The organism is Gammaproteobacteria bacterium (assembly GCA_016712635.1).
Lineage (GTDB): Bacteria > Pseudomonadota > Gammaproteobacteria > SZUA-140 > SZUA-140 > JADJWH01.
The window spans coordinates 130166-145985 of the sequence record JADJQS010000007.1; the positions used below are offsets into that span (position 1 = coordinate 130166).

The 15820-nt window shown below is 63.7% G+C and carries 16 protein-coding genes and 1 pseudogene; 16 read left to right on the forward strand and 1 reads right to left on the reverse strand.

What is annotated here, in order from left to right:
* Positions 1 to 23: 23 nt before the first annotated feature.
* From IPK65_10265 to IPK65_10315, 11 genes and pseudogenes are all read left to right on the forward strand, one after another.
* Entirely contained in the window at positions 24 to 797 is a 774-nt protein-coding gene (locus tag IPK65_10265) for a zinc-dependent peptidase (protein ID MBK8163499.1), read from the forward strand.
* A gap of 73 nt (positions 798 to 870) precedes the next feature.
* Entirely contained in the window at positions 871 to 1494 is a 624-nt protein-coding gene (locus tag IPK65_10270; GenBank protein ID MBK8163500.1) for a DUF2845 domain-containing protein, read from the forward strand.
* A gap of 82 nt (positions 1495 to 1576) precedes the next feature.
* Positions 1577 to 2276, forward strand: a pseudogene (modB, locus tag IPK65_10275) (molybdate ABC transporter permease subunit).
* Positions 2273 to 3343: a molybdenum ABC transporter ATP-binding protein gene (gene modC / locus IPK65_10280; protein MBK8163501.1), complete on the forward strand. Its 1071-nt coding sequence runs from the start codon at positions 2273 to 2275 to the stop codon at positions 3341 to 3343. The pseudogene modB and the gene modC overlap by 4 nt, the downstream one beginning before the upstream one ends.
* 226 nt (positions 3344 to 3569) lie before the next feature.
* Positions 3570 to 5018, forward strand: a complete 1449-nt coding sequence (gene sufB / locus IPK65_10285; GenBank protein ID MBK8163502.1) for a Fe-S cluster assembly protein SufB — start codon at positions 3570 to 3572, stop codon at positions 5016 to 5018.
* 38 nt (positions 5019 to 5056) lie between these two features.
* Positions 5057 to 5830: a Fe-S cluster assembly ATPase SufC gene (gene sufC / locus IPK65_10290; protein MBK8163503.1), complete on the forward strand. Its 774-nt coding sequence runs from the start codon at positions 5057 to 5059 to the stop codon at positions 5828 to 5830.
* 14 nt (positions 5831 to 5844) lie between these two features.
* Positions 5845 to 7158 carry a Fe-S cluster assembly protein SufD gene (gene sufD, locus IPK65_10295; protein ID MBK8163504.1) on the forward strand — a complete coding sequence of 438 codons (1314 nt, stop codon included), beginning with the start codon at positions 5845 to 5847 and terminating at the stop codon, positions 7156 to 7158.
* Positions 7159 to 7221: 63 nt separating this feature from the next.
* Positions 7222 to 8457, forward strand: coding sequence for a cysteine desulfurase (locus IPK65_10300; GenBank protein MBK8163505.1), 1236 nt, complete (start codon positions 7222 to 7224; stop codon positions 8455 to 8457).
* The gene (locus IPK65_10305; GenBank protein ID MBK8163506.1) at positions 8457 to 8909 is read left to right on the forward strand and encodes an SUF system NifU family Fe-S cluster assembly protein; all 453 of its coding nucleotides are present in this window, start codon (positions 8457 to 8459) and stop codon (positions 8907 to 8909) included. Before IPK65_10300 ends, IPK65_10305 begins: the two co-directional genes overlap by 1 nt.
* 3 nt (positions 8910 to 8912) lie before the next feature.
* Complete coding sequence (locus tag IPK65_10310; GenBank protein MBK8163507.1) at positions 8913 to 9329, forward strand: SUF system Fe-S cluster assembly protein; 417 nt, start codon at positions 8913 to 8915, stop codon at positions 9327 to 9329.
* 18 nt (positions 9330 to 9347) lie between these two features.
* Positions 9348 to 9659 (forward strand): non-heme iron oxygenase ferredoxin subunit, encoded by a 312-nt coding sequence (locus IPK65_10315; GenBank protein MBK8163508.1) that lies wholly within the window; start codon positions 9348 to 9350, stop codon positions 9657 to 9659.
* 87 nt (positions 9660 to 9746) lie between these two features.
* Here IPK65_10315 and IPK65_10320 read toward each other — a convergent pair whose 3' ends face one another.
* Positions 9747 to 11081, reverse strand: coding sequence for a sigma 54-interacting transcriptional regulator (locus tag IPK65_10320; protein ID MBK8163509.1), 1335 nt, complete (start codon positions 11079 to 11081; stop codon positions 9747 to 9749).
* A 288-nt stretch (positions 11082 to 11369) separates the two neighbouring features.
* Here IPK65_10320 and IPK65_10325 point away from each other — a divergent pair, with 288 nt between their 5' ends.
* The 5 genes from IPK65_10325 to IPK65_10345 are packed head-to-tail and all read left to right on the forward strand — an operon-like array spanning position 11370 to position 15816.
* Entirely contained in the window at positions 11370 to 11630 is a 261-nt protein-coding gene (locus IPK65_10325) for a hypothetical protein (protein MBK8163510.1), read from the forward strand.
* On the forward strand, positions 11627 to 13225 hold the full coding sequence (locus IPK65_10330) for a cytochrome ubiquinol oxidase subunit I (protein ID MBK8163511.1): 1599 nt from the start codon (positions 11627 to 11629) through the stop codon (positions 13223 to 13225). Before IPK65_10325 ends, IPK65_10330 begins: the two co-directional genes overlap by 4 nt.
* 11 nt (positions 13226 to 13236) lie before the next feature.
* On the forward strand, positions 13237 to 14379 hold the full coding sequence (gene cydB / locus IPK65_10335; protein ID MBK8163512.1) for a cytochrome d ubiquinol oxidase subunit II: 1143 nt from the start codon (positions 13237 to 13239) through the stop codon (positions 14377 to 14379).
* Between the two features lie 13 nt (positions 14380 to 14392).
* Positions 14393 to 14488, forward strand: a complete 96-nt coding sequence (cydX, locus tag IPK65_10340) for a cytochrome bd-I oxidase subunit CydX (protein ID MBK8163513.1) — start codon at positions 14393 to 14395, stop codon at positions 14486 to 14488.
* A 59-nt stretch (positions 14489 to 14547) separates the two neighbouring features.
* The gene (locus IPK65_10345; GenBank protein MBK8163514.1) at positions 14548 to 15816 is read left to right on the forward strand and encodes an NAD(P)/FAD-dependent oxidoreductase; all 1269 of its coding nucleotides are present in this window, start codon (positions 14548 to 14550) and stop codon (positions 15814 to 15816) included.
* The last annotated feature ends 4 nt before the right edge of the window (positions 15817 to 15820 follow it).

Genomic DNA, 15820 nt, shown 5'->3' on the forward strand with positions numbered 1-15820 from the left:
CATTCCTGGCTGGTGTATGAAGCATGTTCTCGCTGCGTGACTGGCGCCGGCGCCGGGTACTCCGGCAATCCCCCCTTGATGACGGGCTGTGGTCCGCGACGATTGCGCGCCTGCCCGTGCTGGACGGACTCGATATCGACGAGCTGGCCGGCCTGCGTGAACTGGCCACGCTCTTTCTTCACGAAAAATCGTTTGAGACCACGCATGGGCTGGTGCTCACGCCTTCGATGCGTCTGTGCATTGCCGCGCAGGCGTGCCTGCCGATCCTGCGCCTGGGTCTGGGCTGGTATGACGGCTGGTCGACCGTCATCGTCTACCCGGGCGAGTTTGTCCACCGGCGCGAGGATGTGGACGAAGCGGGGATCGTGCACGAATGGGACGAGGTGCGCAGCGGCGAGTCCTGGGAATACGGTCCGGTGATCCTGTCCTGGGCCGACGTCGAGGCCTCGGGCCGCTGCGACGGCTACAATGTGGTGATCCACGAGCTCGTGCACAAGCTCGACATGCTGAACGGGCAGCCCAACGGGTTCCCGCCGCTGCCGCGCGGAGTGGATGCAGACCAGTGGAACCGGGTGTTCAGCGCCGCGTTCGAGGACATGAACGGTCGCCTGGACGCGGGAGGGGATACCGCGATCGATCCCTATGCGGCGGAGCATCCCGCGGAATTTTTCGCCGTGCTGAGCGAATATTTTTTTGAGACGCCGGGGCTGGTGCAGGATATGTATCCCGAGGTGTATGCGCAGCTCAGATCCTTTTACCGGCAGGATCCGCTGCGCCGTCTCGGTTCGGGCCTATAATAGACAGTGTTCCGTTTCCGCGTCGGGATCAAATGGCGCGTGCGGCGGCCTGTCCGCGCATGGGAGACACGGCATGTCGGTGTATGCGATCAAACTTTCACGCCTCGCCGGTGCGGCGTTCGCCGCCGCGCTGTTGCTGCCGGTTTCATCCCCAGTCCACGCGTTCAGGTGCGGCGGCTCCCTCGTTGACGAAGGCGATTCAAAGGCCGAGGTCCTGATCAAATGCGGCGCGCCCGACTGGAAGACGAATTGGTCGGAGGGATACATGGACGGAGCGGACACCTACTCGTCCTATCATGTGACGAGCGAGAAGGAACGCTGGTTGTACAACCTCGGCCCGCAGCGCTTCATGCGCATCCTGCTGTTCGAAGACGGCAGACTGACGGCAGTGACCTCGGGCGAGCGCGGCCTCCCTGAGAGCGGCGACCCTGGCGCGTGCGAACTGGACCGCTTCAGCGCCGGCACCAGCGATTTCTCGGTGCAGATGAGGTGCGGCGCTCCGTTGCTGGTAGACACCCGCCACAAGGAAGTTCTGCAGGCGTTCAGACACGGACCCGCCCGGCTCGTTCGCAAGCGCATCGAGGAGTGGACCTACAATCTCGGTCCGACGCAGTTTCTTCGCATCCTCGTGTTCGAGAACGGCGAGCTGGTGGAGACCCGTACGGGCGACCGTGGCTTTGTCGAGGATTCCCGTTGACAGAGCGGGCGGCCACCCCGGGTGGTGTATGCGCGTTGACTCGCCTCCACACCGCCCGCATCCGGAACGGTGAAACGGACTTATGATCGCGGACTTTCCGACGCCGAGCTCCGCCGATATCGCAGCCCTGTGGGTGACCCTCAGGCTCGCGGCGCTGTCCACGTTCCTGCTGCTGGCGCTGGGCACGCCCCTGGCCTGGTGGCTGGTGCGCACCCGGACGCGCTTCAGGCCGGTGGTCGATGCCCTGGTCGCCCTCCCATTGGTACTGCCGCCCACGGTGCTGGGCTTCTACTGCTTGCTGCTGCTGGGGCCCGACGGCCCCGGCGGGCAGGTGGCGCGTCTGTTCGGCGGATATTCCCTCGCGTTCACCTTTGCCGGTCTGGTCATCGGGTCCATGATCTATTCGCTGCCCTTCATGATCCAGCCCCTGCAACAGGCCTTCATCTCGGTCAGCAGGGAATCGATCGAGGCGGCGGCGACCTTGCACGCGGGACCGCTCGACCGCTTTGTCACCGTGGTGCTGCCGCAGGCTGTTCCCGGCTTCGTCACCGCGGCCTCACTGACCTTCGCCCATACCCTGGGAGAATTCGGCGTGGTCCTGATGATCGGGAGGCAATATCCCGGGCGAGACGCAGGTGCTGTCCATCGCCATCTATGACCATGTGGAGGCCCTGGAATACGCCAACGCCAATTACCTCTCCGCTGGTCTGCTGCTCGTATCTTTCCTGTTGCTGCTGCTGGTGTACCGTGTCAGGGGCTCCCTGCCGGTCCGGCTGCCATGACCCTGCTGGCGCGGCTCGGGTTCGACGTCGGGGGATTCCGTCTGGACGCCGCGTTCGAACTTCCGGCGGATCGTGTCACCGTGGTATTCGGCGCGTCCGGCAGCGGCAAGACCACCCTGCTGCGCTGCCTCGCCGGCCTGGAGCGCGCGCGCGGCGCATTGAGCCTGGCCGGCGAAGTCTGGCTCGATGACCGGCGCGGCGTATTCGTGCCGCCGCACATGCGCCGCGTCGGCATGGTGTTTCAGCACGCGCAGCTGTTTCCGCACCTCGATGTGCGGGGCAACCTGCGCTATGCCGCCGTGCGCAGCGGCGCGGGAACGGACGAGACGGCGCGTGTCGTAGAGCTGCTCGGGATCGCGGCGCTGCTCGCCAGGAATGTCGACGGCCTGTCCGGCGGAGAACGTCAGCGCGTCGCGATCGCGCGGGCGGTGTTGAGCAGGCCGCGCATGCTGCTGCTGGATGAGCCGCTGTCCGCGCTGGATGCGACGAGCAAGCGGGACATCCTTCCGTACCTTGAGCTGCTCAACCGGACATTGGCCATTCCGATGCTGTATGTGACCCACCATCTGGACGAGGTGCTCACCCTCGGTGACCACATGCTGCTGCTGGACGCGGGGAGGATTGTGGCCGCCGGTCCGATCAACGACCTGCTGGCCAGGCTCGATCTGCCGCTAAGCGCGCGCGATGATGCCGCCACCCTGCTGGAAGGGGAGGTGATCGATCACGACCGCGAACATCACCTCACCACCCTGAGGGTGGCGCGCCAGCGGTTGCGCATCCCCCTGATGTCCGTCCCCGCCGGGCAGATCGTGCGCGTGAAGGTCCAGGCACGCGACGTCAGTCTGTGTCTGGACAGGCCGGACCGCACCAGCATCCTGAATGTCCTGCCGGCGCGCGTCGGCGCCGTTCAGGCCGCGGGATCCGCCCCGGCACAGCGACTGGTCAGGCTCGAGGTGGATGAATCGATCGCCGTGCTGGCGCGGATATCCGCATTCTCCGCGCATCAACTGGCGCTACATCCCGGCATGCGGCTGTACGCCCAGATCAAAAGCGTTGCTTTGGTATAGCTCCCGGGCTTTCCCATCGGGCTCCCGGGTCTGACGGGTCAGGCCGGCGTCGAAACACAGGCTATAAAAGCGGTATATTATCGGTACAATACTGGTGCGCGGGTTAAATACTTGACCAATTCAGTCAAGTATTATATTGTGACGTTCAGGTTGCGCGAAATATCTTTCTGATTTGAATTATATTTTCACTCTAATCATTGATTTTCTTTTGGAATAGCGGAGCCCCATGGCTGAGACAAGCCGGAATCTCGAACATCTGATCGACCGGGAGTATACCGCCGGGTTCGTCACCGATGTCGAGCAGGACAGCTTCCCGCCCGGATTGAGCGAGGAGGTCGTGCGCCGGATTTCGGCCAAGAAGGGCGAGCCCGCGTTCATGCTGGAATGGCGCCTCAATGCCTATCGTCACTGGCTGACCATGAAGGAACCGGACTGGGCACATGTGCGTTATGCCGCGGTCGATTATCAGAGTATCAGCTATTTCTCGCAGCCGAAGCAGGACAAGGATCGCCCCAAGAGCCTGGACGAGATCGATCCCAAGCTGCTCGAGACCTATGAAAAGCTCGGCATCCCGCTGCGCGAGCAGGAGATGCTGGCGGGCGTGGCCGTGGATGCAGTGTTCGACAGCGTGTCGATCGCCACCACCTATCGGGAAAAACTGGCCGAGCTGGGTATCATCTTCTGCTCGTTCTCCGAAGCGGTGCGCGAGCACCCCGAGCTGGTGCAGAAATATCTCGGGACAGTAGTGCCGACCGGGGATAATTTCTTTGCCAGCCTGAACTCCGCGGTGTTCAGCGATGGCTCCTTTGTCTACGTGCCTCCCGGCGTGCGCTGCCCGATGGAACTGTCCACCTATTTCCGCATCAACGCGGCCAACACCGGCCAGTTCGAGCGCACGCTGATCATCGCCGACGAAGGCGCCTACGTCAGCTATCTCGAAGGCTGCACGGCGCCGATGCGCGACGAGAACCAGTTGCACGCGGCGGTGGTGGAGCTGGTCGCCCTGGACAACGCGACGATCAAGTATTCCACCGTGCAGAACTGGTATCCGGGCGACGAAAACGGCCGTGGAGGGATCTACAACTTCGTCACCAAGCGCGGCCTGTGCCGCGGCGTCAATTCGCATATCTCCTGGACCCAGGTCGAGACGGGCTCCGCGATCACCTGGAAGTACCCGAGCGTGGTGCTGCAAGGGGACAACTCGGTGGGCGAGTTCTACTCCGTGGCGCTGACCAACAACTACCAGCAGGCCGACACCGGCACCAAGATGATCCACATCGGCCGCAACACGCGCAGCACCATCATCTCCAAGGGTATCTCGGCCGGTCACGGCCAGAACGCCTACCGCGGCCTGGTCAAGATCCTCAAGGGCGCGGACGGTGCGCGCAACTATACCGAGTGTGATTCGCTGCTGTTCGGCGACCGCTGCGGCGCGCACACCTTTCCGTACATCGAGGTCAAGAACCGCACCGCCCAGGTCGAGCACGAGGCCACCACTTCCAAGATCAGCGACGACCAGCTGTTTTACTGCATGCAGCGCGGGCTGTCGCGCGAGGACGCGATTTCAATGATAGTCAACGGGTTCTGCAAACAGGTGTTCAAGAAGCTGCCGATGGAATTTGCCGTCGAGGCGCAAAAGCTGCTGAATATCAGTCTCGAAGGGGCGGTGGGATGAACAAGCGCGAACATGCCGCAACGGTTACCGGTGCGAAGGTGCTGCGGATCAGAAACCTGCGGGCGTCCGTCGGCGACAAGCAGATCCTGAACGGCATCGACCTCGAGATTCGTCCGGGCGAGGTGCACGCCATCATGGGCCCGAACGGTTCCGGCAAGAGCACGCTCGCCCAGGTGCTCGCCGGACGCGAATTATACGGCGTCAGCGCCGATGAATTCAGCTACGGCGGCAAGGACCTGCTGGCCATGGAGCCGGAGGAGCGCGCTCGGGAAGGCATCTTCCTGGCGTTCCAGTATCCGGTGGAGATTCCGGGCGTCAGCACCGTCACCCTGCTGAAGGAATCCCTGAATGCGATCCGGCGCCACCGCGGCGAACCCGAGTTCGATGCGATGGATTTCCTTACGCTGGTCAAGAAGAAGATCGCGCTGGTGGACATGCGTGAGGAGTTCCTCTACCGCTCGGTCAACGAGTCGTTCTCGGGCGGCGAGAAGAAGCGCAACGAGATCCTGCAGATGGCCGTGCTGGAACCGCGCCTGGCGATCCTCGACGAGACTGACTCGGGGCTCGATATCGATGCGCTGAAGCTGCTGGCTGACGGTGTGAACACCCTGCGCGGGCCGGAGCGCTCGTTCATCGTCATCACGCATTACCAGCGCCTGCTCGAGTATATCGTGCCGGATCATGTACACATCCTGTCCGCGGGCCAGATCGCAAAATCGGGTGGTCGGGAGCTGGCGCTGGAGATCGAACAGCAGGGCTATGCCTGGCTTGAGCGCGAACCCGCCAGCAACCGGTCGCTTGCCGCAAGCTAATGCCGGGACAGGCCATGCCGGAAACCGCCGCCAGATATCGTGAAGATTACCAGCGCCTGCACAGCGAGCTGCCCGGGCAGGGGCTGGGTTGGCTGCGCGAATTGCGTCAGGCTGCCTTGCAGCGTTTTGCCGAGCGCGGTTATCCCACGCCGCGCGACGAAGACTGGAAATACACCAACGTGGCGCCGCTGCTCAGGCAGGTCTTCGTGCCGGCATCGGCTTCCGGCCGGCAGGACGGACTGAAGCGCGCGGACATCGCCGCGCACCTGTTCGATGTCCCTGGTCTGCCGCTGGCGGTGTTCGTCAACGGTCGCTTCAGCGCCGCGCTGTCCGACCTGTCCGGGTTGCCGGACGGCGTCGTGGTGCGCAGCCTGCGCGAGGTGCTGGAACAGGACGGTGCTGCGGTGGAGGGGATGCTTTCGACCCAGCCGCTGCAGGAGCCGCGCGGGTTCATCGAGCTTAACACCGTGTTCATGTCCGACGGCGCCTATGTCCGTTTTGCCCCGGATGCGCAGATCGATCATCCGGTGCATCTGCTCTTCATATCGAGCGGGACGGAGCCGACGGCGACCTATCTGCGCAACTCGGTGGTCGCGGAGCGCGGCAGCCGCGGAGCCGTCGTCGAGCATTATGTCAGTGTGGGTGACGCGCCCTCCCTGTGCAATGTCGCCACCCGCTGCGTGCTCGGGCGCAACGCCGCGCTCGAGCATTACAAGCTGAACGCAGAGGGCGGCGGCGCGTACCATTTCGCCGGCCTGCACGTCGAACAGGCGGAGGGCAGCCGCTATGTATCGCACAACATTGCCGCGGGCGGCCGTCTGATCCGCAACGACCTGCGCGGCGTACTTGGCGGCGAGGGCAGTGAATGCGTATTGAACGGCCTGTACCTGGGACGCGGACGCCAGCATATCGACAACCACACCTTCGTCGAGCACCGGGTGCCGCGCTGCATCAGCCGCGAGCTGTACAAGGGTGTGCTCGACGGTCAGTCACGCGGAGTGTTCAGCGGGCATGTCGTGGTGCGGCAGGACGCGCAGAAGACAGATGCCCAGCAGATGAACCATAACCTGCTGCTGTCCGACGATGCCGAGGTCGATACGCGGCCGCAGCTTGAGATCTACGCCGACGATGTCAAATGCAGTCACGGTTCGACAGTCGGCCAGCTCAACCCCGATGTCCTGTTTTACCTGCGCGCGCGCGGCATCGGCGAGCCGCTGGCGCGCCGGCTGCTGGTCGCGGCGTTTGCGCAGGACGTCGTGGGCAGGATGGGGTCGGCGCCGGTACGCGAGTGGGCGGAGAAGCTGCTCGCTACCCGCCTGATGCATTGATCGTATCCGCCGGAACCGTGTGATCCGCCGCTGGTGACCAGGATGAGCAGCAACCCGCAGAGAATGAATACAGCAAACGCCGCCTACGACGTGGAAAGGGTCCGGCGCGACTTTCCCGCCCTGCAGCAGCAGGTGTACGGTCGCCCGCTGGTCTATCTGGACAACGCCGCCTCGGCGCAGAAACCGGCAGCGGTGATCGATGCCATCCGCGGCCATTACACCGATGACTACGCGAACGTTCATCGCGGGCTGCATTATCTCAGCGAGCGCGCGAGCGACGCCTTCGAGGCGGCGCGCGGCAAGGTGCGCGGCTTCATCAACGCACGCGAGGATCGCGAGATCGTATTCGTGCGGGGCACCACCGAGGCGATCAACCTAGTCGCCGCCTCCTTCGGCCAGGCCCATCTGAAGGCGGGCGATGAGATCCTGATCACCGAGCTGGAGCACCATTCGAATATTGTCCCGTGGCAGCTGCTGGGCGAGCGCCTTGGCACGGTACTGAAGGTCGCGCCAGTGAACGATGCGGGCGAACTGCGTCTTGACGAGTTCGAGCGCATGCTGGGTCCGCGCACCCGCCTGGTGGCGGTGACCCATGTCTCGAATGCGCTGGGCTCGATCAACCCGGTCGCACGCATCGTAGAGTTGGCCCATGCCCGTGGCGCACGTGTACTGATCGATGGCGCCCAGGCGATTCCGCATGCGGCAGTGGATGTGCGGTCACTGGATTGCGATTTCTACGCCTTTTCCGGCCACAAGCTCTATGGACCCACCGGCATCGGCGTGCTGTACGGCAAGGCGGAGCTGCTGGAATCGATGCCGCCGTACCAGGGCGGAGGCGAGATGATCCGCGAGGTCAGTTTCATGCGCAGCACGTATGCCGATCTGCCGCACAAGTTCGAGGCCGGCACCCCCCACATCGTGGGCGCGATCGGACTCGGCGCGGCGATCGATTATCTGCAGGGGGTCGGCCTGGAGTCCGTCGCACGCCACGAGGAGGATCTGCTGGCCTATGCGACGGCCCGCCTGCGCGAGGTCCCTGGCCTGAGGCTGGTGGGCACCGCCGCCGACAAGGCCGGTATCGCCTCGTTCCTGCTCGACGGCGTGCATACCCACGATGTGGGCACCATCCTCGACCGCCACGGGGTGGCGGTGCGCGCGGGTCATCACTGCGCGATGCCGCTGATGACGCGCCTCGGCCTGAACGGCACGACGCGCGCATCGTTTGCGCTCTATAATACGCGTGCCGAGGTCGACGCCCTCCTCGAGGCGATCCAGCAGGTGCGGGAGATGTTCAGGTGATGAACGAACTGAAGGATCTTTACCAGGAAGTCATTTTCGATCACAACCGCAATCCGCGGCATTTCGGGAAGCTGGCGCACGCGAGCTGCCACGCGGAGGGTTTCAATCCGCTATGCGGCGACAAGGTCACGGTCTACCTGAAATTCAGCGATAAGGGGGAGATCGAGGACGTCAGCTTCGACGGTTCCGGTTGCGCCATCTCGGTCGCGACCGCGTCGCTGATGAGCGAGACGCTGGTGGGCAAGACACGCGCGGAGGCCGAGGCCCTGTTCGAACGCTTTCATTCCATGATGATGGGTGAGGAGGCCAAGAAGGATGCGGCGGCGCTCGGCAAGCTGGAGGTGCTGTCCGGAGTCAAGGAATTTCCCTCGCGCATCAAGTGCGCCACGCTGGCGTGGCACACGCTGCTCGCTGCGCTGAAGGAGGAGAAGGGCGGCATCTCCACCGAATGAACCATGAGCGATCTTCTCAAGGACATCAAGATTAAGGCCGTCAATCCGTTCAGCGCGGACAGGCGGCAGGTTGACCCCGCCACATCGGCGTCAGAAACGCATGCGGCGTCGAGCGGTGCGTTGCGCGAGCGCGCGATCGCGGCCTTGCGCACCATCTACGACCCCGAGATCCCGGTCAACATCTACGAGCTCGGCCTGATCTATACCCTCGACGTCAACGAGGCGGACGGCACGCTGTACGTCGAGATGACCCTGACCGCGCCGGGATGTCCGGTGGCGCAGACCTTCCCCGGCACGGTGGAGGCGCGCCTGCGCGAGGTCGAAGGCGTGGAAGAGGTCACCGTCAAGCTGGTGTGGGAGCCGACCTGGACGCAGGACCGCATGACCGAGGCTGCCCGCCTGCAGCTGGGGTTGCTGTGATGGGGCTAAGACCGGCGGATGAGCGAGTGGAGTGACGTCGCCCAGGCGGGCGAGATTCCGGCCGGGCAGTGCAAGGCGGTGATCGTCGACGACCGGCTGCTCGCAGTCGTCAACCTCGACGGGAGCTACTACGCCATCGATAACGTCTGCACGCACGACTACGCCGAGTTGTGCGACGGCATGATTCTCGGCGACCGCATCCAGTGTCCGCTGCACGGTGCCCAGTTCAATATCCGCACCGGCGCTGTCGAGGCGCCGCCCGCCTACGAGCCGCTCGGAACCCATCCGGTACGGGTCGTCGGGGGCGTAGTTCAGATCAAGGTTGAATGACGACTGCGCCGGTCCGCTGGTGGGCGCTACTGACGGCTGGCCGGGGGTGAGGCATCTGGCACGACCGTCCCGCGTCCCGGCGGGACTTCATTCCCGGGGATTCCCTTTCAGTTCTTTCAGCCTGCGGTAGAGGGAGCGTTCGCTCAGGCCTAGCAGCTTCGCCAGCGCGCGTTTGTCGACGTCGTGCTGCGCCAGCGCCCAGTGCAGATACTGTTGTTCAATCTGTTCCAGCGGCAGCACCGGCCCGCTGAACGATGACGCCCGGCCGCCCCTCTCCCCGGATTCGCTGCAGCGGCACTCCTCTGGCAGATGTTCCGGCCCGATCGCCTCGCCGTCGCACAGGAGGGCTGCGCGTTCGAGGATATTGCGCAGCTCGCGCACGTTGCCCGGGAAGTCGTAATTTCTCAGGCAGGCCAGCGCTGTTTTGGACAGACGGTGCCGCTTGCGATTCAGGCGGTCGAGCAGGGAGCGCGCGATCAGTTCCAGGTCCTCGCCCCGATCGCGCAACGGCGGCAGCGCGATCGGGAAGGTGCTGATGCGGTAATAGAGATCCTGGCGGAAACGACCCTCGCGCACGGCCTGCCGCAGATCCGCGTGGGTCGCGCAGATCAGGCGGAACTCCGCCTGCCGTGCCTCGGTGCCGCCGACGCGGCGGTAGGATTGCGTCTCCAGCAGGCGCAGCAGTTTGACCTGCAGGGACAGCGGGATGTCGGCCACCTCGTCGAGGAACAGGGTGCCGCCGTGGGCGGCTTCCACCAGCCCGGTCTTGCGCGCGTGGGCGCCGGTGAAAGAGCCCTTTTCATGGCCAAACAACTCGCTTTCGAACAGCGATTCGGTCAGGCCCGAGCACTCCACCGGGACGAAAGGTCCGCCCGCGCGCCGGCTTGCCTCGTGCAGCGCCAGCGCGACCATCTCCTTGCCGGTGCCGGACTCTCCCAGCAGCAGCACCGCCGTGTCGCTCGGGGCGGCGCGCTCGACCAGCCCGAGCATGCGCAGGAAAGCGGGCGACCTACCCACCAGGCGCTGTTCGCCAGCTGGCGCGCCGCCGACGCCGCTTTCGCGCAGGATCTCGAGGAAATAGGCGACCTCACCGTGCGCGTCGCGTATCGGCATGGTCTCCACCGCGACGCGTTCCTCGCCCTTCTGGGTGTAATGCAGGTGCAACACGCGCTGCGTCTGCCCGGTGGCGAGGCTGTTGCGCAGCGGACAGGTTTCCCCCGCCTCGTCGCACGGGCGGGAGAAGTGATGTGATACCTCGTAGCAGTGCGAACCTGGGCCGTGCCGCTGCGGGACCCCGTAATGGGCCTGGTAGCGCTGGTTGGCCGCCAGGATGCGGTAATCGCGGCCGATCAGCACGGCAGGTTCGGCGAAGCCGTCGAGCAGTGCGTTGATGTCCGGAAGCTTGCGGGTCGCGCGAACCATGGTGTGACAATTTTGTCAGTGCAATATGTGTCAAATGACGATTCTGGCAGATTATTGATGCGTGATCCAGCTCGAAATTCGCCCCTCGCGGCGTGCCCTCGCGGAGCGCGGATCTGATGGCGCTAAATTTATATTAGTAAAATCATATAGTAGACATTTTCAACCGGATAAAGCCTTCGTTTTGTCGGGTCATGTGCTAGTGTTGGCTCGCCGATTGCTCTCCTTGCAAGGGAACGAATACCAGTCTTGGGGAACAGGACTCCGCGCCGACGTTTGATAGTGCCGGCGATGGACAAGGAGACGGGAGTGGAGCGCACCAGCCTAGTTACGCATCGCCCGCGTGCCACGCAGGGCGCACCGTCGCGCGGGTTTACCCTCGCCGTTGAAATCACCGCCACGTTGATCGTGAAGCTGCTGTTTATCTGGGCGCTGTGGTTCTTCTTCAGTCATCCCCTGGACGAGCATCTCGACGACAAAGGTGTGTCCGCGGCGCTCATCGGCGTCCATCCGGACCTTGAATCTTCAGCGCACAGGGGCGCCCAGCCATGATAAGTGAAACGGTAGTTGATCTCTCCCGCCTGCAATTCGCCATAACCGCGATGTATCACTTCCTGTTCGTGCCCCTCACTCTCGGGCTGGCCTGGATCCTGGTGATCATGGAGTCGGTGTACGTCATGACCGGCAAGGAGATCTACAAGGACATGACCCGCTTCTGGGGCAAGCTCTTCGGCATCAATTTTGCCCTCGGTGTCACCACCGGCATCACAATGGAATTCCAGTTCGGTACCAACTGGGCGTATTACTCACACTACGTCGGCGATATCTTCGGCGTACCGCTCGCGATCGAAGGTCTGATGGCCTTCTTTCTCGAATCGACCTTTGTCGGCCTGTTCTTCTTCGGCTGGGACCGCCTGAGCAAACGCGGGCACCTGGCCGTGACGGTGCTGGTCGCGCTGGGCTCGAACCTGTCCGCGCTGTGGATCCTGATCGCGAACGGCTGGATGCAGTTTCCCACGGGCGCGGAATTCAACTATCAGACCATGCGCATGGAGATGACGAGCTTCGCGGACATCTTCTTCAATCCGGTGGCACAGGTGAAGTTCGTACATACGGTCGCCGCGGGGTACGTGACCGGCGCCATGTTCGTGCTCGGCATCAGCGCCTATTACATGCTGAAAGGGCGCGACCTGCCCTTCGCGCGGCGCTCATTCGCCATCGCCTCGGCGTTCGGCCTTGCGTCGGTTCTCTCCGTGATCGTGCTGGGCGACGAAAGCGGCTACGAGATCGGCGCGGTGCAGAAGACCAAGCTTGCGGTGATCGAGGCCGAATGGGAGACGCACGAGCCTCCCGCCGCGTTCACCCTGTTCGGTTTTCCGGACCAGGAACGGCAGACCACCGATTACGCCGTGAAAATACCCTATGCCCTCGGCCTGATTGCCACGCGGTCGGTGGATGAGGAGATCACGGGCATCAAGGACATCATCGCCGCCAACGAGCAGCGCATCCGCGGTGGCATTATCGCCTATGACGCCTTGCAGAAACTGCGCGCCGGCGACGATTCCGCCGCGGTCAAGGATACCTTCGAGGAATACAAGGCCGACCTTGGCTACGGGCTGCTGCTCAAGCGGTATCATGCGGATGTAGTCGGGGCGGACGACGCGCAGATCCAACAGGCGGCCCTCGAGTCCATCCCGCGCGTCGCGCCAATGTTCTGGGTCTTCAGGTTCATGGTGGCGGTGGGGTTCCTGATGCTGTTGCTGTTCGTGGTCACCTTTTACTACTGTGCGCGGCGCCAGGTGCAGCAGAAGCGCTGGATACTGCGCGCGGCGCTGTACAGTATCCCCCTGCCCTGGCTCGCCGCCGAGGCGGGCTGGTTCGTCGCGGAATACGGCCGCCAGCCCTGGGCGATCGGTGAGGTGCTGCCGACGCACCTTGCGACATCGACCCTCGAGACCGGGGACCTGATCTTCAGCCTGTCCGGGTTCATAGGGTTCTACACGCTGCTGCTGATCGTCGAGCTCTATCTGATGTTCAAGTATGCGCGGCTGGGCCCGAGCTCGCTGAAGACCGGCCGCTACCATGAAGAAGCAGGCGGCGGGGGGGCGGCCATGGCCTACCAGCCGCAGGCGCAGCGGGACATCTGAGGGATACGGCAATGATATTCGACTATGAAACGCTCAAGCTGATCTGGTGGCTGTTCGTCGGCGTGCTGCTGATCGGTTTTGCACTCACCGACGGCTTCGATCTCGGGGTCGGCACCCTGCTGCCGTTCCTCGGCAGGACCGATACGGAGCGCCGCGTCATCATCAATTCCATCGGCCCCACCTGGGACGGCAACCAGGTGTGGTTCATTACCGCGGGCGGCGCGGTGTTCGCCGCATGGCCGGCCGTCTACGCCGCGGCGTTCTCCGGGTTTTACGTTGCGCTGCTGCTGGTCCTGTTCGCGCTCTTCTTCCGGCCGGTTGGATTCGATTACCGCAGCAAGCTGGAGGATCCGCGCTGGCGGAGCGCATGGGACTGGGCGCTGTTCGCCGGCGGGGCGGTCCCGGCTCTTGTCTTCGGTGTCGCCTTCGGCAACCTGCTGCAGGGGGTGCCGTTTCATTACGATGACATGCTGCGCTCGAGTTATACCGGTTCGTTCTTCGGGTTGCTCAATCCCTTCGCACTGCTGGCCGGCGTCGTCAGCCTGAGTATGCTGATCATGCACGGCGCCGTCTACCTTCAGCTGCGCACCGAGGGGACGATCTATGCGCGCGCCAAGACGGCCGCGCGCCTCGCGGGCGGCGTGATGATCGCGGCGTTCCTGCTCGCCGGCGTCTGGCTCTATATGGGCGTGGAGGGCTACCGCCTGGTGGCCATGCCGGCAGCGGACGCCATGCCCGGCATCCTCGGCAAGACAGTAGAGCGCACGGCAGGCGCCTGGTTCGAGAACTACGCGCGCTATCCGTGGATGATGCTTGCGCCCGTGCTCGGGGTGGCCGGTGCAGTCCTGGCGCTGGTGCTGTCCGCCAGGGACAGGCCCGGTACCGCCTTCGTCTTCAGCGGCCTGTCGCTCGCCGGTGTGATACTCACCGCAGGATTATCCATGTTTCCGTTCATCCTGCCGTCCTCGACCCGGCCCGGACACAGCCTGACGGCCTGGGACGCCACCTCGAGCCACCTGACCCTGACCTGGATGTTCTGGGCGACGCTGCTCTTTCTGCCGATCGTGATCGCCTACACGAGCTGGGTCTACCGGGTGATGCGCGGCAAGGTGACGGAACGCTCGATCGAGGAAAAGGGACATTCGCTTTATTGAAGGAGGTCTTCGTATGTGGTATTTCACATGGATACTGGGGGTCAGTCTCGCCGTTGCGCTGGGCGTCATCAACGCGATGTGGCTGGAATCGACGTGCAAGCTCGACTGACGGAAGGCGCCGGTTACGGCGGCATCATGGTTGCAACTGAGACGAAGGAGGACTGACACATGGCGCATATCGTCATTCTGGGTGCGGGGACCGGCGGCATGCCGGCAGCATACGAGGCGCGCGAGGCGCTGGACAAGTCGCACAAGATCACCGTAATCAACGCGACGGATTACTTCCAGTTCGTCCCTTCCAATCCGTGGATCGCCGTCGGCTGGCGCAAGCGCCCCGATATCACGTTTCCGATCCGTCCATACCTTGAACGCAAGGGCATCGATTTCATCGCCGACTCCGTCACCGAGATCGATGCCGCTGGCAGCACGGTCAGGCTCTCGCGCGGGGAGACCGTAAAGTACGACTACCTGATCATCGCCACCGGTCCCAAGCTGTCCTTCGACGAGATTCCCGGCATCGGACCCGAGGGTCATACCCAATCCGTGTGCACCGTCGACCACGCCGAGAAGGCCTACGGCGCCTATCAGGAGTTCCTCCGGAACCCAGGCCATGCCGTGATCGGCGCGGTACAGGGGGCAAGCTGTTTCGGTCCGGCCTACGAGTTCGCCTTCATCGTCGATGCTGACCTGCGCAAGCGGAAGCAGCGCGACAGGGTGCCGATGACCTACGTCACCAGCGAGCCCTACATCGGGCACCTGGGGCTGGGCGGCGTCGGCGATTCCAAGGGCATGCTTGAGAGCGAGATGCGCGAGCGTCACATCAAATGGATCACCAACGCCAAGGTGACGCGGGTTGAGGCGGGCAAGATGTTCATCGACGAGCACAACGACGCGGGCCAGGTTATCAAGCAACATGAGCTTGACTTCAAGTTCTCCATGCTGCTTCCGGCCTTCAAGGGCGTCGACGCGGTGGCCAGGGTTGAAGGGCTGTGCAATCCGCGTGGCTTCGTCATCGTCGACAAGCACCAGCGCAGCCCCAAGTACCAGAACATCTACTCCGCCGGCGTGTGCATCGCGATCCCTCCGGTCGAGCAGACGCCGGTGCCGACCGGCACGCCCAAGACCGGGTACATGATCGAGTCGATGGTCACCGCCATCGTGCACAACATCGAGGAGGAGCTGACGGGCCGTTCTCCCACGCATACGGGCACCTGGAACGCCATCTGCCTGGCCGACATGGGCGATACCGGCGCCGCCTTCGTGGCGCTGCCGCAGATTCCGCCGCGCAACGTCAACTGGTTTAAGAAGGGAAAGTGGGTGCATGTAGCCAAGATTGCCTTCGAGAAATATTTCATCCGCAAGATGAAGAAGGGGACCTCGGAGCCCATATACGAGAAGTACATGCTGAAGGCGCTCGGGATCGAACGCCTGAAATAGTCTG